Origin of the sequence: Streptomyces hawaiiensis, assembly GCF_004803895.1 — a bacterium.
Taxonomy (GTDB): Bacteria; Actinomycetota; Actinomycetes; order Streptomycetales; family Streptomycetaceae; genus Streptomyces; species Streptomyces hawaiiensis.
In genome coordinates this window covers 7,392,814-7,412,881 of sequence record NZ_CP021978.1, presented here as the reverse complement: position 1 = coordinate 7,412,881, position 20,068 = coordinate 7,392,814, and the positions used below count along the sequence as shown (strand labels likewise).

Below are 20,068 nucleotides of genomic sequence, written 5' to 3'. Positions count from 1 at the left end.
CGCGTCGGGGGCACCGCGGCCTGCCGCGGTGCCCCCACCGGCCTGGGAACGGAGGGAAGGCCCAGCGATGGCCGAGTACGTCAAAGACGTGATGACAGCGGGCGTGGTCGCCGTGCGCCCGGACGCCTCGCTCGTCGAGGCGGCGCAGTTGATGCGCACACAGAACATCGGCGACGTGGTGGTGGCCGAAGGGCAGGACGTGATCGGTGTGCTCACCGACCGTGACATCACGGTACGGGCCGTCGCCGACGGCGCCGATCCGATGACGGTCAGCGCGCAGACCGTGTGCACGAGGAATCCGGTGACCGTGTCGCCGGACGACCGGGTGGCGACGGCGGTGACGCTGATGCGCGAGCACGCGGTGCGCCGGCTTCCGGTGGTGGAGAACGGGCTGCCGGTCGGGATCGTGAGCCTCGGCGACGTGGCCGCGGCCGAGGACCCCGCGTCGGCGCTCGCCGACATCAGCCGGGCCGAGCCCGACGCCCACGGTGGTGCGTGAGCACGGACCGGGCCGGGCGGATCAGCGCCGGCGTGTGTGCGGGCCGCCGGAACATAAAGAGCAGGAAGAACACGAGGAGCGACGCGGCGCACCGCAGCGCCGCCCGCTCCGGGAAAGGACGTTGAGCATCATGCGTATCGCGTTTCTGGTCGCACCCGAGGGCGTCGAACAGGTCGAGCTGACCGATCCGTGGCAGGCCGCGAAGGACGCGGGTCACGAGCCCGTGCTGGTGTCGACGCAGCAGGGCGAGATCCAGGCCTTCAACCACCTCGACAAGGCGGACACGTTCCCCGTGGACGAGGTCGTGGGCGACACCTCGCCGGACTCGTTCGGTGCTCTCGTGCTGCCGGGCGGCGTCGCCAACCCGGACTTCCTGCGGATGGACGACAAGGCCGTCGCGTTCGTCCGGGACTTCTTCGAGCACGGCCGCCCCGTGGCGGCGATCTGCCACGCGCCGTGGACGCTGGTCGAGGCGGACGTCGTGCGCGGCCGGGAACTCACGTCGTGGCCGAGCCTGCAGACGGACATCCGCAACGCGGGCGGCACCTGGGTCGACAAGCAGGTCAAGGTCTGTGACCACGGGGCGAACAAGCTGGTCACCAGCCGCAAGCCGGATGATCTGAAGGCGTTCTGCGAGACCTTCCTCGACGTCTTCGCCCAGGAGGCCGCCTGATGGCATCCCCCGCCGACCGGAAGCAGCACCAGCGCGAGGCGTTCCGGGCGGACGATCCCGCCGCCGGTCCGCTCACCACCGACCAGGGCGTCGAGGTGGACCACACCGACGACTCCCTGGCGGCGGGCGAGCGCGGACCGACCCTGATGGAGGACTTCCACTTCCGGGAGAAACTCACCCGCTTCGACCACGAGCGGATCCCGGAGCGGGTGGTGCACGCACGGGGCGCGGGCGCGTACGGGTACTTCGAACCGTACGAGTCCTGCGCGGAGTTCACCCGCGCGGCGTTCCTCCAGGACCCGTCCGTACGGACGCCCGTGTTCGTGCGGTTCTCCACCGTGCAGGGCCCGAAGGGCTCGGCGGACACCGTGCGGGACGTGCGCGGCTTCGCGACCAAGTTCTACACGTCGGAGGGCAACTACGACCTGGTCGGGAACAACTTCCCGGTCTTCTTCATCCAGGACGGCATCAAGTTCCCGGACTTCGTGCACGCGGTGAAGCCCGAGCCGCACAACGACATTCCGACGGGCGCGTCCGCGCACGACACCCTGTGGGACTTCGTGTCGCTCCAGCCCGAGACGCTGCACGCGATCATGTGGCTGATGTCGGACCGGGCGATCCCGCGCAGCTACCGCATGATGCAGGGCTTCGGTGTGCACACCTTCCGGTTCGTGAGCGCCGAGGGGCGCGGCACCTTCGTGAAGTTCCACTGGAAGCCGAAGCTGGGCGTGCACTCGCTGGTGTGGGACGAGGCGCAGGAGTGCCAGGGCCGGGACCCGGACTTCAACCGGCGTGACCTGTGGGACGCGATCGAGGCGGGCGAGTACCCCGAGTGGGAGCTGGGCGTGCAACTCGTACCGGAGGAGGACGAGTTCGCCTTCGACTTCGATCTGCTCGACCCGACGAAGATCATCCCGGAGGAGCAGGTGCCGGTGCGGCCGATCGGCCGGATGGTGCTGGACCGCAATCCGGAGAACTTCTTCGCGGAGACCGAGCAGGTCGCCTTCCACACGGCCAACGTGGTGCCCGGCATCGACTTCACCAACGATCCACTGCTCCAGGCCCGGAACTTCTCCTATCTGGACACCCAGCTGATCCGGCTCGGCGGTCCGAACTTCTCGCAGCTGCCGGTGAACCGGCCGGTCGCGCCGGTGCGCAACAACCAGCGGGACGGCTACCACCAGAGCGCGATCCATTCCGGGACGAACTACTCCCCGAACTCGCTCGGCGGAGGCTGCCCGGCCCACGCGGGCGCCGGCGGACGTGCCTACACGCATTACGCCGAGCGGGTGGACGGTCACACGATCCGTCGCCGCAGCCCCAGCTTCCAGGACCACTACAGCCAGACGGCGATGTTCTGGAACAGCATGACGGACTGGGAGCGGCAGCACATCGTGGAGGCGTTCCGGTTCGAGCTCGGCAAGGTCGGCGCGGTGACCGTGCGGGCCCGGACGGTGGAGCACCTGGCCAAGGTCGACGGGGAGCTGGCCGCGCGGGTGGCGCGGGGCGTCGGAATCCCGGAGCCCTCCGGTGCTCAGGCCCCGTCCAAGCATGCCTCCCCCGCCCTCAGTCTCGAGTCGCTGCGCGGGGACGGTTCGATCCGGACCCGGCAGATCGCGGTGCTCGTCACCGACGGGGTGGACGCCGAGCAGGTCACCTCCGTGCGGGAGCGGCTGGCCGCCGAGGGGGCGGTCGTCGAGGCGCTGGCCGCCACGGACGGCACCCTCACCGGCGCCGACGGTGAGACCTACGCGGTCGACCGGGCGCTGCCGACCGTGGCGTCCGTGCTGTACGACGCGGTGCTGCTGCCCGGCGGGCCCGTCGGCACCCCGCCGACGGCGGCCGACCCGGACATGGTGCGGTTCGTGCGGGACGCCTACCGGCACGGCAAGCCGCTGGGCGCGCTCGGCTCGGGCGTGGGCATCCTGTCGGCGCTGGAGCCCGAGGGGCTCGGGCTGTCGACGGAGTTCCAGCGGGTGGTCGCGGACCAGGGCGTCGTGACGGACACGTCGCCCGGGCCGGCGAGCGAGGAGTTTCTGGACGCGTTCGTGACGGCCGTCGCCGGGCATCGCCACTGGGGGCGGCCGGCGGCACGGCGCTGACCTGCGGGGCCGGGCCGGTGACCACCGGTCCGGTCCCTGTGATGCGCGGGCGCCGGCGCAGTTCCGGCCGCGTCCTTCGAGGGGGCTCAGGTGCCGGGGGTCGTGGGAGTCGCCGACTCCCCGCTCCCCCGCTCCCGGGCCCCTTCGCGTGTGCGACCCGCGGCCACGGGGCGGCTCGGGTTGCGGCGCAGGTACTCGCCCTCGAGCTGCGCCATGCGCTCGTTGTGGGCGCGCAGCGCGTCGTTCGAGCCGTAGAGCAGCGTGTCGTGACGCGTGCGGTGGATGGTCTCCAGCTCTTTCATGAGCTGCTGGTCGTCCAGCCGGTCAGGGTCCACTCCGGTCATCGTGTCGCCCCGCTCGTCGTGTTCGTTCATGCGGTCCGGGTACCCGCCCCCGGAGCAACTGAGCACTACCCCCGAGCGGCATCCGGGAGGAACCATGGATCTCGCCTTTCTGCACCCACTGTACGAACACCCCGGGCCTTGGGCCTCTGTGTACGTCGACACCTCACGGCACACGGAGGGCACTCCCCACGAGCGGGAGCTGACGGCCCAGGCGATGGCCAGGGAGCTGGCCGCGCAGGGGGCCGACGAGGCGACGTGCCGGGCCGTGCAGGGCGCGATCGAGGATCTGCGGCACTCCTCCGAGCCGCACGGCCGGGCCCTGTTCGCCCGCGCCGGTGAGGTCGTTCTCGACCCGCCGCTGGTCCGTCCCCCGCAGGGCGGTGACTGGGCCGAATGGGCGCCGCTGCCGCGGGTCGCGCCGCTGCTGGAGCTGGCCGGCGAGGACCCGGTGTGCGTGGTGGCGTACGTCGACCGCAAGGGCGCGGACTTCGAGCTGCGCAACGCACTGGGCCGGGAGGACGCCGGGAGCGTCACCGGGCGGCAGTGGCCGGTGCACCGGACGAGCTCCGCGGACTGGTCCGAGCGGCATTTCCAGCTGCGGGTGGAGAACACCTGGGAGCACAACGCCGCGGAGATCGCCGACGCGCTCGCCGTGTGCCAGGAGGAGACCAAGGCCGACCTGCTGATTCTCGTCGGCGACGACCGGGAGCGGCGGTCCGTGCACGAGCGGCTGCCCAAGCGGCTGCACGACCTGGTGGTCGAGGCGCCGCACGGCACCGGCAGCCGGCTGCTCGACGAGGACGTGGAGCGGGCCCGGGCCGAGCATGTGGGGCGGCAGGCCGAGGCGGAGCTGGAGCGCTTCCGCGCCGCCCGCAACGCGGACGACGAGGGCCGGGCCGGGGCGGTCGAGGGCGTGCCCGCGCTGGTCGAGGCGGCACGGGAGCATCGCATCGACGAGCTGCTGATCAGGGTGGACGGGCCCGACGCGCACCGTGAGGTGTGGATCGGGGAGGACCCCGACCAGCTCGCGGTGCGCCGGACGGACCTGAAGATCCTGGGCGAGCAGCACTCGTGGCCGGCCAGGGCGGACGACGCCCTGATCCGCTCCGCCGTGGCCACGGACGCGCCCGCCCTGTCGGTCTCCGAGCGGGAGGTTCCCGTGGGCGGTCTGGGGGCGCTGCTGCGCTGGAAGTGAGCGGGGTTTCTGTGCGCCCGGCCTCCGTAGCGGTACTTCACACGTCGCGTGTGCGGGTACGTTGTGGCTGGTCGCGCAGTTCCCCGCGCCCCTGAGGGGCGCGGCCCTCTAGCGGGCCCGCTCCACCCGTCGTTCGTCCCAGACCGGGTCCGGGGTCTCCCGGACCCGGCCGTCGCTGCCGAAGACCAGGAAGCGGTCGAAGGAGCGGGCGAACCAGCGGTCGTGGGTGACCGCGAGGACCGTCCCGTCGAAGGCCTCCAGGCCCTCCTGGAGCGCCTCGGCGGACTCCAGGTCCAGGTTGTCGGTCGGCTCGTCCAGCAGCAGCGACGTCACGCCCTGGAGCTCCAGCAGCAGGATCTGGAAACGGGCCTGCTGGCCGCCGGAGAGCCGTTCGAACGTCTGCTCCGCCTGGTGGGTCAGCTCGTAGCGGCGCAGGCGGGACATCGCGGCGCCCCGGTCCTGTGCGTGCTCCTTCCACAGGATGTCCAGGAGCGTGCGGCCCTCCAGCTCCGGATGCGCGTGCGTCTGCGCGAAGTGGCCGGGCACGACCCGGGCGCCCAGCTTCCAGTTCCCGGTGTGCGCCACGTCGTCGCCGGCGAGCAGCCGCAGGAAGTGGGACTTTCCGGAGCCGTTGGAGCCGAGGACGGCGACGCGCTCGCCGTAGAAGACCTCCAGATCGAAGGGCTTCATCAGGCCGGTGAGTTCCAGGTTCGCGCAGGTGACCGCCCGGACGCCGGTGCGGCCGCCCTTGATCCGCATCTTGATGTCCTGCTCGCGCGGCGGCTCCGGGGGCGGGCCGGCTTCCTCGAACTTGCGCAGGCGGGTCTGAGCGGCCGCATAGCGGGAGGCCATCTCATGGCTGACCGCAGCTGCCTGACGCAGCGTCAGCACCAGCTTCTTCAGCTGGGCGTGCTTCTCGTCCCAGCGCTTGCGCAACTCCTCGAAGCGGGCGAAGCGTTCACTCCGTGCCTCGTGGAAGGTGGCGAAGCCGCCGCCGTGCACCCAGGCGTCGGCACCCGCGGGCCCGGGCTCCAGGGAGACGATCTTCTCGGCCGCGCGGGCGAGGAGTTCGCGGTCGTGGGAGACGAACAGAACCGTCTTGCGGGTCTCCTTCAGCCGATCCTCCAGCCACCGCTTGCCGGGGACGTCGAGGTAGTTGTCGGGCTCGTCGAGGAGCAGCACCTCGTCGGTACCGCGCAGCAGCGCCTCCAGGACGAGCCGCTTCTGCTCGCCGCCGGACAGGGTGCGGACCTCCCGGAACTGCGCCTTGTCGTACGGCACCCCGAGCGCCGCCATGGTGCACATGTCCCACAGGGTCTCGGCCTCGTAGCCGCGGGCCTCCGCCCAGTCGGCGAGGGCCTGCGCGTACGCCAGCTGGGCGGCCTCGTCGTCGACGGTCATGATGGCGTGCTCGGCGGCGTCAACGGCGCGGGCCGCCTCGCGGATGCGGGGCGTCGCCACGGACACCAGCAGGTCCCGCACGGTCGTCTCGTCGCGTACGGATCCCACGAACTGCCGCATCACACCGAGCCCGCCGCCGACGACCACGGACCCGCCGTGCGGCTTGACCTCACCGGCGAGCATCCGGAGCAGCGTGGTCTTCCCGGCGCCGTTGGGCCCCACGAGGGCCACGACGGCCCCCTCCCCCACCCGGAACGAGACATCGCCCAGCAGCGCCCTTCCGTCGGGCAGGCAGTACTCCAGGTGCGCGGCTTCGAGGTGTCCCATGGGCGCGATTCTGTGGGGGCGCGGGGGTTCGGGGCAAACGGGTTTCGGGTCTGCGGGTGCCGGTCAGACCCGCTCCAGCGGCCGGTGCGGCTCGCTGGGGAGTTCCGCCTCGATGGTGTCGCCGGGCCGCACCACGCCCCCCTCCCGCACCACGGTCATGATCCCGGCCTTGCGCACGATGTTCCCCGCCTCGTCCCGTCCGACGACGCGCTTGAGCAGCCCGTCCTGGAAGTGGTCGATCTGCAGGCAGGGGTTGCGCAGCCCGGTGACCTCCAGGACGGCGCCGTCACCGATGCGCAGCAGGGTTCCGGTGGGCAGTGCGAGCAGGTCGATGCCCCGGGTGGTGATGTTCTCGCCGAGTTCGCCGGGCGCCACCTCGAACCCGTCCTCGCCAACCTCGGCGAAGAGCTCCTCGTGCATGAGGTGGACCTGGCGCAGATTCGGCTGGGTGGGGTCCTGCGCGACGCGCGAGCGGTGCTTGACCGTCACCCCGGCGTGCACGTCCCCCTCGACACCGAGCCCGGCGAGCAGCGTGATGCTGTCCCGGTTCGGCTTGGTGAAGGAGTACTCCCCGTTGCTGCTGACCGCCGTCACGTGCCCGTTCATCTCTCGGTCCCCCTGTTTCGGTGATGATGATCAGCTCCGAGCCTGCCCCGGGACCGTCGGTGTGTCCACCCCCCTCCGGGTACCCGCACCGCATGACGCCCCCCGACCTGGACCTCACCACCCCGAAGCCCGGGCACCGCCCCCTGCGCGACCGCGCCCTCACCCTGGACCGCCGCCTCTTCGAGGCCGCCGCGGCCCGGCACTGGCCGGGGGCGGACCCGGTGCTGCCCCTGCTGAGCCGCAGCGCGAACCACGGCGCGCTCTGGTTCGCGGCGGCCGCCGCCCTCGCCGCGAGCCGCACCCCGCGCGCCCGCCGGGCGGCGGCCCGCGGTCTGGCCTCCCTGGGGCTCGCCTCCCTCACCATCAACACGCTCGGCAAGCGCTCGGTCCGCCGCCCGCGCCCGGCCCTGGACGCGGTCCCGCTGGTCCGGCGGCTGACGCGGCAGCCGATCACCACGTCGTTCCCCTCGGGGCACGCCGCGTCCGCCGCCGCGTTCGCCACCGGTGTCGCCCTGGAGTCCCCGGCGTGGGGTGCGGCCGTCGCCCCGGTGGCCGCCTCGGTCGGCCTGTCCCGCGTGTACACCGGCGTCCACTTCCCGAGCGACGTCCTGGCGGGCGCGGCCCTGGGCGCGGGCGCGGCGTTCGCCGTACGGGCCCTGGTGCCGACGCGGGGCCAGGTCACTCCTCCGGCCCGCCCGCAGGCCGACGTCCCGGCGCTGCTGGAGGGCGAGGGGCTCGTCCTCGTCGCGAACACCGCCTCGGGAACCGCCGACCGGGCCCGTGCCCTGCGCGACGCCCTCCCGGGTGCCGAGGTCGTCGAGTGCGCGCCGGAGGACGTCTCCGCCGAACTGGAGAAGGCGGCCGGCCGCGCCCGGGTCCTCGGCGTGTGCGGCGGCGACGGCACCGTGAACACCGCCGCCGGCGTCGCGATGCGCGCCGGCCTGCCCCTGGCGGTGCTGCCGGGCGGCACCCTCAACCACTTCGCCTACGACCTGGGCGTGGAGGACGCGCGCGACCTGGCCCGTGCGCTGCGCCAGGGCGACGCCGTGCGCGTGGACGTGGGCCGGTACTCCTGCGGCGACCGGCAGGGCGTCTTCCTCAACACGTGCAGTGTCGGCGTCTATCCGGAGCTGGTGCGTGAGCGGGAGCGCTGGGCGCACCGGGTCGGCGGCTGGCCCGCCGGCGTGCTCGCGGCGCTGCGCGTACTGCGGACCGGCCGGCATCCGCTGGAGGCCGAGTTCCAGGGCCGCACGCGCCCGCTGTGGCTGCTGTTCGCCGGGAACGGCACCTACCACCGCATGGGGCTCGCCTCCGGGCGCCGACGGGACCTCGCGGACGGGCAGCTCGACGTGCGGGTGGTGCACGGCGGCCGCCGGCCGGCCGTGCGGCTGCTCGCCGCCGCCCTCGCGGGGCCCCTGACCCGCTCCCCCGCGCACGCGGCCGTCCGGGTGGGGCGGCTGCGCCTGGACCACGTGGCGCCCGGCACGCTCCTCGCCTACGACGGCGAGGTGACCGAGGTGGAAGGCCGCGTGACGCTGGAGAAGCTCCCCGAGGCGCTGACCGTGTACCGGCCGATCGCAGGTTACTGACGCTCCGTCAGTCCACATGTCAGGATACAGGGTCTCAATATTCGGTCGATCTGCGTACGGTGATCCCATGCCAACCCGATCGGAAGGGGTGGGATCCGCCATGCCGGAACCCCGGGAGACCGCCGTCTACACCCACGGGCACCACGAGTCCGTACTGCGCTCGCACACGTGGCGGACCGCCGCCAACTCGGCCGCGTACCTGCTGCCTTCGCTCAAGCCCCACATGAAGATCCTGGACATCGGCTGCGGGCCCGGCACGATCACCGCAGACCTGGCGGAACTCGTGCCCGACGGGCAGGTCACCGGCGTCGACCGGGTGCCGGAGATCCTGGAGCAGGCGCGGGCCGCGGCGGCCGGGCGAGGGCTGGTCAACGTGGACTTCGCGGTCGCCGACGTGCACGCCCTGGACTACCCGGACGACACGTTCTGCGTGGTCCACGCCCACCAGGTGCTCCAGCACGTGGGCGACCCGGTGCGGGCGCTGCGCGAGATGAAGCGGGTCGTCAGACCCGGCGGTCTCATCGCCGTACGGGACGCGGACTACGAGGCCATGACCTGGTATCCGGCATCCGGGGGGCTCGATGGCTGGCTGGACCTCTACCGCCGGGTCGCCCGGGCCAACGGCGGCGAGCCGGACGCCGGGCGCCGGCTGAAGGCCTGGGCGCTGCGCGCCGGGCTCACGGACATCACGGCGACCTCCGGCACCTGGACCTTCGCCACGCCCGGGGAGCGGGCCTGGTGGAGCGGACTGTGGGCCGACCGCACCCTGGCGTCGGCCTACGCGGACCGGGCCGTCGAGGGCGGGCACACCGACGAGGCGGGGCTGCGGGGCGTGGCCGAGGCCTGGCGGGAGTGGGGCACGCGGGAGGACGGGTGGTTCAGCGTGCTGCACGGAGAAATTGTCTGCCGGAAAGAAGCCTGAAACGCCGTTTCGGGGACACCCTGAAAGCAGGAGGTTCGAATTATGGTTCCCATCCTGCTGGTGCTGCTTCTGGCTTTGGTTCTGTTCGGCGCCGGATTCGCAGTAAAGATTCTCTGGTGGATCGCACTCGCGGTTCTCGTCCTGTGGCTGCTGGGATTCTTCGTCCGCGGCACGTCGGCAGCCGGCGGCAGGGGCCGTTGGTACAGGTGGTGAATACACACGCGCTTCCCCGGTCCTGACTCAGGACCGGGGAAGCGCGTGTGCGTCAGTCCCGCGGAAGCAGCGGTCCGAGCGGCCCGAGGTCCAGGTTGAGGTCCTCGGGCCGCAGTCCGTAGCGGTCGCGAAGTTCCGTCATCCGCTCGTCGAGCAGCATGAGCGTGAGCCCGATCCGCTCCTCCTGGTCCTCGTTCAGGTCGCCCACGTCGAACCGGCGCAGCGCCTGCCGCTCCATGAGCTGGCGCAGCAGCTCCACCACCGTCAGCACGAGCTTGACCAGGTCACGCTCGACCGTGTCGGGCTCCAGATCCATCCGGTTGGAGCGCGGCCGGGGATTCTCGGGGGTGGTCACAGCAACTCCTCGAACGGTGAGGGCACCTGGGCGTTCACCGAGCTGATCAGCGCGTTGAGGTCGATACGGACGAGGTCGACGTCGGCGATGCGCAGCGTGATGTCCCCTGTGATCACGACGCCGCCGGCGAGCAGCCGGTCGAGCAGGTCCACGAGGGCGACCTCACGGCGTTCCACTACGGTCACGTGTTCACTCCGTCGTTCATGTGGCCTCCCCGGCGAACGAATAGGCAGCCCAGGGGCCGGTGAGCTCGATGCGCATTCCGGGCACCTCGCCCTTCGTGCGGTCCACCAGTTCCACGAACTCCTCGGAATGCGCCCGCGGAACGAGATAGGCGGCATTCAGCACGTTCCGCCCGGTCGCCTTGGAAAGCGCGGGATTTTGCGGGGGATGCATCCGGGAATCCTCCGCGAATGCGGAAAGCTCCTCGTGCAGCCGGTTCGAGAAAGCTTCGGCCTTCTGCCACATTTCCTCGTGGGACCTGGTCTGCATGCGCCGCTGCCGCAGGTAGTCCCGGCCCGACGCGGCTTTCTGCGGGGGCCGGGCGCTCTCCTGCGGTTCGGACTCGGCGTACACCTTGACGCCCCACTCGACCCGGCCCTCCAGCCGGTCGAGAGTGTGCCGGAAGTCCTCCTCGCGGGCCTCCATCATCATGCGCACGCCGCTGTCGTCGTGGAAGACGGTGCCCAGCCGCAGCGGCAGCGGGGTCGTGACGGTGGTGAGCGCGTCGATGACACCCTGGTGGGCGCGGGCGGTCTCGGTGAGCCAGTCCAGGTCCTCCAGATGGGCGCGGAGCGGCTCCTCGGCGAAGTCCCGCTCCGGCACGTGACTCACCACGGCCACCAGGCCGTGGTGAGTCAGTGCCCTGGGCGGATCGCCGGCCACCCCTGACAGCTGGGACTGGAGCGGTGTGCCGAAGGGGCGGCAGACGGCGTAGACGTACCGCAGTCCGGTCACGGTGCCTCCTTCTTCTCCGCGCGGCCGGGCTCCAGTTCCTCCAGCCGGGCCAGCCTCTCGCGCAACTCGGCGTTCTCACGGGTCAGTTCGTCACGGCGGGCCCGCGAGCTCAGGGCCGGGTCGGTCTCCCACCAGTCGATGCCCATCTCCTTCGCCTTGTCGACCGAGGCGACGATCAACCGCAGTTTGATCGTGAGGAGTTCGATGTCGAGCAGATTGATCCGGATGTCGCCCGCGATGACGATGCCCTTGTCCAGCACCCGTTCAAGGATGTCGGCGAGGTTGGCACCGCTTCCCTGACCATAGGGCTCGGGCATCCTGCTGGGCGTCGTCATCGCCGGCTCCCTGCCTCGACTTCCTCATCCTGGTCCTCGTCCTCGTCGTCCTCGTACTCACCCTCGGGCTCTTCCTCCTCCTCGGGCTCCTCGTCCTCGGCCTCCTCGTCGTACTCGGCCTCGGAGTCCTCGTACTCGCCCTCGGGCTCCCCTTCGCCCTCCTGTGCAGGCTCCTCCTCGTCGTACTCGCCCTCGGCCTCCTCGCCTTCGGGGCGTTCTTCCTCGGACTCCTCCTCGGCGAGCGCGTCCTCGTGGCTGCGGACGACGTCGCCGTCACGGATCTCGCCGCGCCAGCCGTCCTCCGCCTCGCCCTTGATGGTGATGAAGCGGACGAAGTTCTTGAGGTCGAGCCGGGCCCGGCGGCCCTGGGCGCGCCAGATGTTGCCGGTCTTCTCGAAGAAGCCGGAGGGGTAGTACTCGATGACGAGCAGGACGCGGGTGAGGCTGTCGGTGAGCCGGTGGAAGGAGACGACGCCCTTCGTGGTGCCCTTGGCCCCCTCGGAGGTCCAGGCGATGCGGTCGTCGGGGACCTGCTCGGTCGTCTTCGCCTTCCAGCTGCGGTTGGACCACCAGATCTTCGCCTGCCAGTCGGAGTGGGTGTCGTCGTCGCGGCTCGCGCTCTTGACGCCCTTCGCGAAGGTGCTGAAGTCCTGGTACTTCGTCCACTGGTCGTACGCGGTGCGCAACGGCACGCCGACGTCGATGTGCTCGATGATGACCGTGGGCTTGTTGCCGGAACGGCCCTTGCCCTTCTTGCCCTTGCCACCGCCGCCCAGGTTCTTGAAGGCACCGGTGACCTTGTCCTTGAGGTGCGAGCCGCCGGTCTCCATCGCGGCGCGCAGCGGCCCCTTGCCCTCGGCGAGCTTGCGGCCGCCGTCGAGGGCGCTCTTGGCGAAGCCGGGGCTGTTGCCCTCGGCGATGTCGTTCAGCTTGCCGGTGGTCTCGCCGAGCTTGCGGCCGACGCCGGTCAGCATGCGGGTGGCCTGGGCGGCGAGGTACTCCTGCAACTCGGCCTTGAGCCGGTCGGCGGCCTCGCTGTGGGCCAGGTCGGTGAGCGGGTTCTTCGCCGCTCCGTTGGCGGCGGACTTGGCCGAGCCGAGTGTGTCGCTCATCCCTCACCGCCTCCCTTCGGCAGTCGGGAGCGGGCGCTGCCGCCCCTGCTCCCGGAGGTCGCCTTCTTGGCGGCCGTGGTCTTCTTCGCCGCCGTCTTGCGGCCCGCCGCCGCCTTCTTCGCGGGGGCCTTCTGGGCGGTCTTCTTGGCGGGGGCCTTCTTCGCCGTCTTCTTCGCGGGGGCCCTCTTGGCCTGGTCCTTCTTCGCCGCCGGCTCGGGCTCCTCGTCCTCCTGCGAAGCGGAGTCGTCGGGCTCGTCGTCCTCCCGCTCCTCGTCCTCCCGCTCCTCGTCCTCGGGTTCCTCGTCCTCGGGTTCCTCGTCGTCGGTCGCCTCGTCCTCGGGTTCCTCGTCGTCGGTCGCCTCGTCCTCGGGTTCCTCGTCCTCGTACTCGGCGTCCTCGGCGTCCTCGTCGTCCCGGCCGCTGCCGGGCACCGCGCCCGTCAGCTGGTCGCGCATCTGGGCGGTCCTGCCGTGCAGCCGGTCGGCGAGCGCGTCGATCTGGCGCTCCACCATGGCGCCGGAGGCGGCCTTGCCCACGCCGCGCAGGTCCTCGCGCAGCTGGTCGCCGATCTCCTTGAACTGCGGGTTGTTCCGCAGCTGTTGCTGAAGCAGGTCCGCGACCATGCGCGGGCTCAGATTGAGCTTCTTCCCGGCGACCAGGCCTCCGACGGCCACCGCCATCTTCAGCTTTTTGGTACGTCCCAGGAGGTATCCGGCCCCCACCGCGAGGCCCAGTCCCATTCGGTTCATTGTGTAGTCCCGTTGCCTGTTCCCGCGCTCCCGCGCGAAGCGGTCTCCAGCCGGTCGAGGAGTTCGTCCTCAAGGCGGTCGAACTCCTCCTCCGTGATCTCTCCGGCCTCCAGCTGCTCCTCCAGGCGGGCCAGTTCGGCCCGGATGGTGGCGGGGTCGTAGTAGATCCGCTCGGCCTCCTGGAGTACCTGTCTGACGGCCCAGGCGCTGCCGCGTACCGGTGCGAACGGCAGCAGCAGCACCTCCGAGATCAGGCCCACGTCGTCACCCCGCTCCGGTGTCCGTGCCACTCACCGCGGTGCCCGCGGGCTCGGCCGGGCCGGGCTCGACGAAGCTGTACGGCGGCAGCGGTCCGTTGACCCGCACCTCCAGGTGCGGCATGTCCTTGCGCAGCTGCTCGACCGCGGCCAGGAAGGACTCGGCCGACTCCCGGTCCACCAGGTACGACACGTTGGCCAGCCAGCCGGTGGACTCGGGGCCCACGCCGACGTCGTCGGCGACCCCTTCCAGGGCGCGCTGCACCGCGGCGCCGTCGTCGGCCTCCCTGGCCTTGACCGCGGCCGCGACCATCTCGCCGAGCCGGATCTTGTCCTCGTAAGTGCCGCCGCCCGCCTGCCGGTTGGCCTCCGCGAGACTCCGGATGTCAGGGCTCTCGGCCATCACCTGGTGCAGGACGGCCTCTTCGACGTGGTTGGCCTTGATGTTGTACTCGACCCGGTTGTCCAGGGCCCGCAGCCGCTCCTTGTAGTGCTCGGCCCGCTCGGCGAGCACCCCGGTGATGGAGTTGTCGTCCGGGGCGACGCTGCCGAACCGCATGGGCAGCACGCAACCGGCCGCGCCGGCCTCGCTGAGCACGTTCTGGTGGGCGAGCAGGTCCTTGCGCTTGGGCCGCAGCCCCTCGGGCGCCTCACTGACGACGGCCGCCAGATCGCCCTCCCGCAGGATGCGCACCGGGCGGGGCGGGTCGCCGACGCCGCCCATGCCCTCGGGCAGGGAGGGGTGCGAACTCGCCGCGATGCCGTAGACGTAGGTGCTCACTCCTGCTCCTCCTTACGGCGGGACGTGCTCTTGCGGGCTCGCGGGCGCGACTCGGTCTCGGTCTCGCCCTCGCTCCGCGCCTGCTTGAAGGCGTCGGAAATGGTCTCGGCGGCGCCGGACAGCGCCCCCTTGGACTTGCCGCGGGCGCCGGACTCGGTCATCTCCCCGACCAGGTCGGGCAGGCCCGGGTCCTTGCGCGGCCCGGCCTCCAGATCGAGCCGGTTGCACGCCTCCGCGAAGCGCAGATACGTGTCGACGCTGGCGACGACGACGCGAACGTCGATCTTGAGGATCTCGATGCCGACCAGGGAGACGCGCACGAATGCGTCGATGACGAGCCCCCTGTCCAGAACAAGCTCAAGCACGTCGTAGAGACCGCTGCTGCCGCCTCCGCCGCCGGACTGCTGTGCCGGTACGACAGTCATGCCGGGTGTTCCTCCTCGTGTGTGGGTGCGGGTCCGGTCGGGCGGCCTAGCGGCCGCCCGACCTGCGCGCGTCGGACCGACCGCGTTCGTAGCGGCGGACGCGCCGGTAACCCGTGAGCTGCCCCTCTGCGTCGAGCTCCACCTGGTAGCTCGCCATCAGGCTCATCGTGTCGGGCACGCGCTCGAGCTCGAGGACCTCGACCTCCAGCGCCCAGCCCTCCTCCGTCTGCTCGAAGGACGACACGGACTCCGCCTCCATGCCGGTGAGCTCCGCGAGCTGGCCGCGCGCCTGGCGCAGCACCTCCATCGGGCTCGGCCGCTTCGGGGCCGACCGGTTGTCGTTCGATTTGCTCGAATTCTCAGAGTCCTGTGACTTCTGTGAACCCTGTGACTCTTGCGTGTTTTTTGTGTTCGACATGGCCACCTCCCCCTCCGTGTGGCCGCAAGAGTGTTCGCCAAACCTCTACGGGCCCATGCATCTGCCACCCGTCCGGCTGAATGCGGGGGCGCTTCAGCCACGCAGGGCGTTCAGTCGCCGCCGGGCCGGTCCCAGCGCCCGGCCGCGGTTCAGCAGGCCTGACCAGGGGTTGGTGCGGGCCTGCTCGACGGCGTCGGCGATGGTCCAGCGGCGGGCGTGCAGCTCCGGGTCGTCCAGCTGGCCCCAGGTGAGGGGGGTGGCCACCGGGGCACCCGGGCGGGGCCGGACCGTGTAGGGCGCGACGGCGGTCTGGGCGTAGGCGTTGCGCTGGATGTCGAGATAGAGCCGCTCACCGCGCTCCTTCTTGCGAGCGGCGGTGGTGAGCCGGTCGGGATGGGCCGCGGCGAGCTGGTCGGCGACGTCCCGGGCGAAGGCGCGCACCTCGTCGAAGTCGTGCCGTCCGTTCAGCGGCACGATCACATGCAGCCCGCGCGAGCCGGTGGTCATCAGCGCCGAGGGCAGCTCCAACTCGTCGAGCAGCTCCCCGAGCAGCCGGGCGGCCTCCCGGACGGCCTCGAAGTCGTCCCCCCACGGGTCGAGGTCGAACACCAGCCGGTCCGGGTGGTCGACGCTGTCCGCGCGGGACAGCCAGCGGTGCAGGGTGATGCTCGCCTGGTCGGCCAGGTAGAGAAGGGTCGGGGTGTCGTCGCAGACGGTGTGGCGGACGGTGCCGCCCTCCTTGGCCACTTCGACCCGGGGGATCCACTCCGGGTAGTGCTCCGGGGTGTTCTTCTGCATGAACGTCGGGCCCTCGATGCCGTCCGGGTGCCGCTCCAGCATCAGGGGCCGGCCGCGCAGGTGCGGCAGCATGAAGGGCGCGACGGCCCGGTAGAAGTCCACCAGGTCGCCCTTGGTGTACTCCTTGGCGTCGCCGCCGGGGAAGAGCACCTTGTCCGGCCGGTGCACCTCCACCGTGCGGCGGCCCGCCCGCACCTTGCGCGTGCCGTCGGCGCCGCTCACCGCACGACCGCCTCCTCCACCAGCAGGCGTCCGGCCGCGGCGATGGACTCCGCGTCGATGCCCGCGGCGTGCAGCTGCTCCTCCGGGGACGCCGAGCCCGGCATCGACCGGACACCGAGCCGCACCAGACGCGGTACGGGGCGACCGTCGGTGAAGGCGTCGAGGACCGCGTCGCCGATGCCGCCCTCGGGATGGTGGTCCTCCACGGTCACCAGACAGCCCGTCTCCTCGGCGGCCCGGCGCAGGGTGGCCCCGTCGACGGGCTTCACGGAGTACAGGTCGATCACCCGCACCGCGATGCCCTCCTGCTCCAGGGCCTCGGCGGCGGCCAGCGCCTCGTGCACGGTGACGCCCGCCGCCACGAGGGTCAGCCGGTCCTGGCCGGAGGAGCGCAGCACCTTGCTGCCGCCGACCGGGAACTCCTCGTCGGGCGCGTAGATCACCGGGCTCTCGCCGCGCGAGGTCCGCAGATAGCGGACGCCCTCCAGACCGGCCATCGCGCCGACGAGCCGGGCGGTCTGGTTGGCGTCGCACGGATACAGCACGGTCGAGCCGTGCACCGCCCGCATCATCGCCAGGTCCTCCAGGCCCATCTGGCTGGGTCCGTCCTGGCCGATGGCGACGCCCGCGTGCGAGCCGACGAGGTTGATGCCGGAGCCGCTGACGGACGCCATCCGGATGAAGTCGTAGGCCCGGGTCAGGAACGCCGCGAACGTGGTGGCGTACGGCACCCAGCCGCGGGACGCGAGGCCGATGGCCGAGGCGACCAGCTGCTGCTCGGCGATGTAGCACTCGAAGTAGCGGTCGGGATGCTCCTTGGCGAAGAACTCGGCGCGGGTGGAGTCGCCGACCTCGCCGTCCAGGGCGACGATGTCGCCGCGGCCGGTGCCGAGGGCGGCGAGCGCCTCGCCGAAGGCGTTGCGGGTGGCGACCTCCTCGTCCTTGTCCCACCTCGGGAGTTCGAAGTTCCCGGTGTGGACGGAGTGCAGCATGCGGGCGGCGGACGGCTCCTGCACCCGGACGCGGAGGTCGCGCGGGCCGCCGAGTTCGGCGATCGCGTCGTCGGCCTCCGGCAGCGGCTTGCCGTGCAGGCCTTCGCGGTCCTGGACCGCCTCGACGCCCTTGCCCTTGAGGGTGCGGGCGAGGATCGCGGTGGGCTGGCCCTTGGTGGACGCGGCCTCCGCGTAGGCGCGGTCGACGGCGTCCACGTCGTGGCCGTCGACCTCGATGGTGTGCCAGTCGAAGGCCTGGAAGCGGCGGGCGTAGGCGTCCAGGTCGTGGCCGTGCCGGGTGGGGCCGCGCTGGCCGAGCCGGTTGACGTCGACGATCACGGTGAGGTTGTCCAGGTGCTCGTACCCGGCGTGCTCGGCGGCCTCCCACACGGATCCCTCGGCCAGCTCGCTGTCGCCGCACAGCACCCAGGTGCGGTAGCCGGTGCGGTCGAGCCGCTTGCCGGCCAGCGCGATGCCGACCCCGACGGGCAGGCCCTGGCCGAGCGAGCCGGTGGCCGTCTCGACCCACGGCAGGCGCTGTGGGGTGGGGTGCCCTTCGAGGCGGCTGCCCAGCTTGCGGAAGGTGAGCAGCTCTTCGTCTTCGATGGCGCCGGCCGCCTTGTACGCGGAGTACAGCAGCGGGGAGGCGTGGCCCTTGGAGAGGACGAAGCGGTCGTTGCCGGGGTGGGCGGGGCGGTCGAAGTCGTAGTGGAGGTGGTGCGCGAACAGGACGGCCATCAGGTCGGCCGCGGACATCGAGGACGTCGGGTGCCCGGAGCCCGCCGCGGCGGCGGCGCGGACGCTGTCCACCCGCAGCTGCTGTCCGAGGTCGGTGAGTTCACCGGTGTTCATGAGTCTCCTTTCGCGGAGTCGTCCGGGGCGTCGGTTCGTTTGACGGGGCCGGGGGCGGGATGGGCACCCGGGGCTGGTCGGTCGGGCGGGGGTTGGGGGACGGGCTGATTCTTCGCGGGCTCACCACCGGGCTGATTCTTCGCGGGCTCACCACCGGGCTGATTCTTCGCGGGCTCACCACCGGGCTGGTTCCTGGCGGGCTCACCGCCCGGCTGGCCCTTGGCGGGTTCACCGCCCGGCTGGTCCCTCGCCGGTTCGGCGGCAGCTGCCTCGGCCGGGCGGCCCTTCGCCGTTTCTGATTCGGAGCGCGGCTCGCGGGGCCCGGAGCCTGGCCGGCCTGACGCCGGGCGGCCCTTCGCCGTCTCCGACTCGGACCGCGGCTGCGCGGCCCCGGGTCCGGGGCGTACCTGCGTCGCCCCGGACCCGGGCTGCCCCTTCGCGGGCTCATCGTGGGCCCCGGCCCGGCCGGGCCCTCCGGTGCCGAGCCCCCCGTCGTCCGTGTCGGCCGCGAGCGCCGCCCCCGGCCCGGAACGGGCGCTCGCCTCCTGCCGCTGCCCGGGCCCGCCCGGTACCCGGGCCACCTCGGGCGACGCGGTGTCCAGCGGCACCGACCAGGACCGTACGAGCCCCAACTGCACGGCCTGGCGCGGCAGTACGGCGTCCAGCAGCCAGTCGGCGGCGACCCGGACGCGGTTTCCGGGCATCGCGGCGAGGTGGTAGCCCCGCGTCACCGCGCCCGCAGGTACGCCGGACAGGGTCACCCCGAGCGGGTTGGCGGCGGCCTTCGCCCCGCCCAGGTCGACGACGAAGCCCAGGTCGCGATGGCGGTAGGGCTTGCGCGCGCCGCCGAGACCGAGCGACGCGGCGACGTTCTCCGCCGCGATCCTGCCGTGCCGCCAGGCGTGCTGCGCGGTCATCGGCGTATAGCTCCCCGGCTTCTGCAGATCCGGTACCGCGGCCACGTCACCGCAGGCGAACAGCTCGGGCCGGCCCGGCACCTGGAGGTGCGGGTCGACGAGCAGCCGTCCCTTCTCCATCGGCAGCCCGAGCGACTCGACCAGCGGGTCGGGACGTACGCCCACGCACCACACCAGCGTCCGCGTCGCGACGAACTCGCCGTCGCTCAGCACGACCCCGTCGTGTGTGGCCTCCTTCACGGAGGTTCCCATCCGCACGTCCACGCCCCGCTGCCGCAGCACCCGGTCGGCGGTGGCGGACAGCTTCCCGTCCATCTCGGGCAGCACGCGCGGCGCCACGTCCAGCAGCATCCAGCGCGGCCGCATGCCCCGCCGCATCGGGTGCTTGCGGACCTGCGCGTCGGTGAACATCTGCCCGTGCGCGGCGACCTCGGTGCCGGTGTATCCCGCGCCGACCACGACGAAGGTGCACCGCGCGGCGCACGTCTCGGGGTCGTCGGCGGAAGCCGCGAGCTCCACCTGCCGGGTCACGTGGTCACGCAGGTACAGCGCCTCCGGCAGCCCCCGGAAGCCGTGCGCGTGCTCGGCGACACCGGGGATGGGCAGCAGCTTGTTGACGCTGCCCGCGGCCAGCACCAGCCGGTCGTAGGAGAGCGTGCCCTCCTCGCCCTCGGGGCCGGTGTAGTGCAGCGTGCGGTCGTCCAGGTCGATCCGGTCGGCCTCGCCCAGCACGAGCCGTACGTCCGGCAGCGAGTCCGAGAGGGAGACCGTGACCCGGCGCGGTTCCAGGACGCCGGCGGCGACCTGGGGCAGCAGGGGCAGGTACAGGAAGTAGTCGGTCGGGTTCAGCAGGGTGATGCGGGCCCGGCCCCGGGTGAGCCGGGACAGGGTGCGGGCCGTGCGGTACCCGGCGAAGCCGGCACCGACGATCACGATGCGGGGTCGACTCACGGTCGCTCGCCTCCGGCGCTGTCGCGTAGCTCGGGAGCCTTCCGCGTCCCCCTGGCCAGGGCACCCAAACGTCAGC

The 20,068-nt window shown here is 72.0% G+C and carries 23 protein-coding genes; 7 read left to right on the top strand and 16 right to left on the bottom strand.

Annotation, left to right across the window (positions count from 1 at the left end):
• Positions 1–67 precede the first annotated feature (67 nt).
• The 3 genes from CEB94_RS33975 to CEB94_RS33965 all read left to right on the top strand — a co-directional run bounded on the left by CEB94_RS33975 (position 68) and on the right by CEB94_RS33965 (position 3,274).
• Positions 68–499 (top strand): CBS domain-containing protein, encoded by a 432-nt coding sequence (locus CEB94_RS33975; RefSeq protein ID WP_175435778.1) that lies wholly within the window; start codon positions 68–70, stop codon positions 497–499.
• 130 nt (positions 500–629) lie between these two features.
• Positions 630–1,172 carry a type 1 glutamine amidotransferase domain-containing protein gene (locus CEB94_RS33970; protein ID WP_030843792.1) on the top strand — a complete coding sequence of 181 codons (543 nt, stop codon included), beginning with the start codon at positions 630–632 and terminating at the stop codon, positions 1,170–1,172.
• The gene (locus CEB94_RS33965) at positions 1,172–3,274 is read left to right on the top strand and encodes a catalase (protein WP_175435777.1); all 2,103 of its coding nucleotides are present in this window, start codon (positions 1,172–1,174) and stop codon (positions 3,272–3,274) included. The genes CEB94_RS33970 and CEB94_RS33965 overlap by 1 nt, the downstream gene beginning before the upstream one ends.
• Before the next feature lie 86 nt (positions 3,275–3,360).
• On the opposite strand, the gene CEB94_RS33960 is transcribed toward CEB94_RS33965, so the two are convergent.
• Positions 3,361–3,648, bottom strand: coding sequence for a DUF6158 family protein (locus CEB94_RS33960; protein WP_175435776.1), 288 nt, complete (start codon positions 3,646–3,648; stop codon positions 3,361–3,363).
• A 64-nt stretch (positions 3,649–3,712) separates the two neighbouring features.
• Here CEB94_RS33960 and CEB94_RS33955 point away from each other — a divergent pair, with 64 nt between their 5' ends.
• Positions 3,713–4,813 (top strand): baeRF2 domain-containing protein, encoded by a 1,101-nt coding sequence (locus tag CEB94_RS33955; RefSeq protein ID WP_175435775.1) that lies wholly within the window; start codon positions 3,713–3,715, stop codon positions 4,811–4,813.
• 108 nt (positions 4,814–4,921) lie between these two features.
• Here the strand turns inward: CEB94_RS33955 and CEB94_RS33950 are convergent, their stop codons facing one another.
• Together CEB94_RS33950 and CEB94_RS33945 are read right to left on the bottom strand one after the other, a co-directional pair.
• Entirely contained in the window at positions 4,922–6,541 is a 1,620-nt protein-coding gene (locus CEB94_RS33950) for an ATP-binding cassette domain-containing protein (protein WP_175435774.1), read from the bottom strand.
• Between the two features lie 63 nt (positions 6,542–6,604).
• Positions 6,605–7,147, bottom strand: a complete 543-nt coding sequence (locus tag CEB94_RS33945; protein ID WP_175435773.1) for an MOSC domain-containing protein — start codon at positions 7,145–7,147, stop codon at positions 6,605–6,607.
• 92 nt (positions 7,148–7,239) lie between these two features.
• On the opposite strand from CEB94_RS33945, the gene CEB94_RS33940 reads away from it, so the two are divergent.
• The 3 genes from CEB94_RS33940 to CEB94_RS33930 all read left to right on the top strand — a co-directional run bounded on the left by CEB94_RS33940 (position 7,240) and on the right by CEB94_RS33930 (position 9,871).
• Entirely contained in the window at positions 7,240–8,736 is a 1,497-nt protein-coding gene (locus tag CEB94_RS33940; RefSeq protein WP_175435772.1) for a bifunctional phosphatase PAP2/diacylglycerol kinase family protein, read from the top strand.
• A 100-nt stretch (positions 8,737–8,836) separates the two neighbouring features.
• Positions 8,837–9,658: a class I SAM-dependent methyltransferase gene (locus CEB94_RS33935; protein WP_175437285.1), complete on the top strand. Its 822-nt coding sequence runs from the start codon at positions 8,837–8,839 to the stop codon at positions 9,656–9,658.
• 42 nt (positions 9,659–9,700) lie between these two features.
• Positions 9,701–9,871, top strand: coding sequence for a hypothetical protein (locus CEB94_RS33930; protein WP_031136400.1), 171 nt, complete (start codon positions 9,701–9,703; stop codon positions 9,869–9,871).
• Between the two features lie 52 nt (positions 9,872–9,923).
• Here the strand turns inward: CEB94_RS33930 and CEB94_RS33925 are convergent, their stop codons facing one another.
• From CEB94_RS33925 to CEB94_RS33865, 13 genes are all read right to left on the bottom strand, one after another.
• Entirely contained in the window at positions 9,924–10,187 is a 264-nt protein-coding gene (locus CEB94_RS33925) for a gas vesicle protein K (protein WP_175437284.1), read from the bottom strand.
• 35 nt (positions 10,188–10,222) lie between these two features.
• Entirely contained in the window at positions 10,223–10,411 is a 189-nt protein-coding gene (locus tag CEB94_RS33920; RefSeq protein WP_003994122.1) for a gas vesicle protein, read from the bottom strand.
• Between the two features lie 16 nt (positions 10,412–10,427).
• Positions 10,428–11,183, bottom strand: a complete 756-nt coding sequence (locus tag CEB94_RS33915) for a GvpL/GvpF family gas vesicle protein (RefSeq protein ID WP_175435771.1) — start codon at positions 11,181–11,183, stop codon at positions 10,428–10,430.
• Positions 11,180–11,518, bottom strand: coding sequence for a gas vesicle protein (locus CEB94_RS33910; RefSeq protein WP_031108661.1), 339 nt, complete (start codon positions 11,516–11,518; stop codon positions 11,180–11,182). Before CEB94_RS33910 ends, CEB94_RS33915 begins: the two co-directional genes overlap by 4 nt.
• The gene (locus CEB94_RS33905) at positions 11,515–12,630 is read right to left on the bottom strand and encodes an SRPBCC family protein (protein ID WP_175435770.1); all 1,116 of its coding nucleotides are present in this window, start codon (positions 12,628–12,630) and stop codon (positions 11,515–11,517) included. Before CEB94_RS33905 ends, CEB94_RS33910 begins: the two co-directional genes overlap by 4 nt.
• The gene (locus CEB94_RS33900) at positions 12,627–13,379 is read right to left on the bottom strand and encodes a DNA primase (RefSeq protein WP_175435769.1); all 753 of its coding nucleotides are present in this window, start codon (positions 13,377–13,379) and stop codon (positions 12,627–12,629) included. Before CEB94_RS33900 ends, CEB94_RS33905 begins: the two co-directional genes overlap by 4 nt.
• Positions 13,376–13,639 (bottom strand): gas vesicle protein GvpG, encoded by a 264-nt coding sequence (locus CEB94_RS33895; RefSeq protein ID WP_175435768.1) that lies wholly within the window; start codon positions 13,637–13,639, stop codon positions 13,376–13,378. Before CEB94_RS33895 ends, CEB94_RS33900 begins: the two co-directional genes overlap by 4 nt.
• Positions 13,640–13,643: 4 nt before the next feature.
• Positions 13,644–14,417 carry a GvpL/GvpF family gas vesicle protein gene (locus CEB94_RS33890; protein ID WP_175435767.1) on the bottom strand — a complete coding sequence of 258 codons (774 nt, stop codon included), beginning with the start codon at positions 14,415–14,417 and terminating at the stop codon, positions 13,644–13,646.
• Positions 14,414–14,842 (bottom strand): gas vesicle structural protein GvpA, encoded by a 429-nt coding sequence (locus CEB94_RS33885; protein ID WP_175435766.1) that lies wholly within the window; start codon positions 14,840–14,842, stop codon positions 14,414–14,416. Before CEB94_RS33885 ends, CEB94_RS33890 begins: the two co-directional genes overlap by 4 nt.
• Before the next feature lie 46 nt (positions 14,843–14,888).
• The gene (locus CEB94_RS33880) at positions 14,889–15,260 is read right to left on the bottom strand and encodes a gas vesicle protein GvpO (RefSeq protein ID WP_175437283.1); all 372 of its coding nucleotides are present in this window, start codon (positions 15,258–15,260) and stop codon (positions 14,889–14,891) included.
• Positions 15,261–15,353: 93 nt separating this feature from the next.
• On the bottom strand, positions 15,354–16,280 hold the full coding sequence (ligD, locus tag CEB94_RS33875; protein ID WP_175435765.1) for a non-homologous end-joining DNA ligase: 927 nt from the start codon (positions 16,278–16,280) through the stop codon (positions 15,354–15,356).
• Positions 16,277–18,124 (bottom strand): transketolase, encoded by a 1,848-nt coding sequence (locus CEB94_RS33870; RefSeq protein WP_175435764.1) that lies wholly within the window; start codon positions 18,122–18,124, stop codon positions 16,277–16,279. Before CEB94_RS33870 ends, ligD begins: the two co-directional genes overlap by 4 nt.
• Positions 18,121–19,992, bottom strand: coding sequence for an NAD(P)/FAD-dependent oxidoreductase (locus CEB94_RS33865; protein WP_175435763.1), 1,872 nt, complete (start codon positions 19,990–19,992; stop codon positions 18,121–18,123). Before CEB94_RS33865 ends, CEB94_RS33870 begins: the two co-directional genes overlap by 4 nt.
• Between the last annotated feature and the right edge of the window lie 76 nt (positions 19,993–20,068).

Excerpts from the sequence above, each read along its gene's own strand:
- CEB94_RS33975 (WP_175435778.1), top strand. The coding sequence starts at position 68 with ATGGCCGAGTACGTCAAAGACGTGATGACAGCGGGCGTGGTCGCCGTG.
- CEB94_RS33970 (WP_030843792.1), top strand. The coding sequence starts at position 630 with ATGCGTATCGCGTTTCTGGTCGCACCCGAGGGCGTCGAACAGGTCGAG.
- CEB94_RS33965 (WP_175435777.1), top strand. The coding sequence starts at position 1,172 with ATGGCATCCCCCGCCGACCGGAAGCAGCACCAGCGCGAGGCGTTCCGG.
- CEB94_RS33960 (WP_175435776.1), bottom strand. The coding sequence starts at position 3,648 with ATGAACGAACACGACGAGCGGGGCGACACGATGACCGGAGTGGACCCT.
- CEB94_RS33955 (WP_175435775.1), top strand. The coding sequence starts at position 3,713 with ATGGATCTCGCCTTTCTGCACCCACTGTACGAACACCCCGGGCCTTGG.
- CEB94_RS33950 (WP_175435774.1), bottom strand. The coding sequence starts at position 6,541 with ATGGGACACCTCGAAGCCGCGCACCTGGAGTACTGCCTGCCCGACGGA.
- CEB94_RS33945 (WP_175435773.1), bottom strand. The coding sequence starts at position 7,147 with ATGAACGGGCACGTGACGGCGGTCAGCAGCAACGGGGAGTACTCCTTC.
- CEB94_RS33940 (WP_175435772.1), top strand. The coding sequence starts at position 7,240 with ATGACGCCCCCCGACCTGGACCTCACCACCCCGAAGCCCGGGCACCGC.
- CEB94_RS33935 (WP_175437285.1), top strand. The coding sequence starts at position 8,837 with ATGCCGGAACCCCGGGAGACCGCCGTCTACACCCACGGGCACCACGAG.
- CEB94_RS33930 (WP_031136400.1), top strand. The coding sequence starts at position 9,701 with ATGGTTCCCATCCTGCTGGTGCTGCTTCTGGCTTTGGTTCTGTTCGGC.
- CEB94_RS33925 (WP_175437284.1), bottom strand. The coding sequence starts at position 10,187 with ATGGATCTGGAGCCCGACACGGTCGAGCGTGACCTGGTCAAGCTCGTG.
- CEB94_RS33910 (WP_031108661.1), bottom strand. The coding sequence starts at position 11,518 with ATGACGACGCCCAGCAGGATGCCCGAGCCCTATGGTCAGGGAAGCGGT.
- CEB94_RS33905 (WP_175435770.1), bottom strand. The coding sequence starts at position 12,630 with ATGAGCGACACACTCGGCTCGGCCAAGTCCGCCGCCAACGGAGCGGCG.
- CEB94_RS33900 (WP_175435769.1), bottom strand. The coding sequence starts at position 13,379 with ATGAACCGAATGGGACTGGGCCTCGCGGTGGGGGCCGGATACCTCCTG.
- CEB94_RS33885 (WP_175435766.1), bottom strand. The coding sequence starts at position 14,842 with ATGACTGTCGTACCGGCACAGCAGTCCGGCGGCGGAGGCGGCAGCAGC.
- CEB94_RS33880 (WP_175437283.1), bottom strand. The coding sequence starts at position 15,260 with ATGTCGAACACAAAAAACACGCAAGAGTCACAGGGTTCACAGAAGTCA.
- CEB94_RS33870 (WP_175435764.1), bottom strand. The coding sequence starts at position 18,124 with ATGAACACCGGTGAACTCACCGACCTCGGACAGCAGCTGCGGGTGGAC.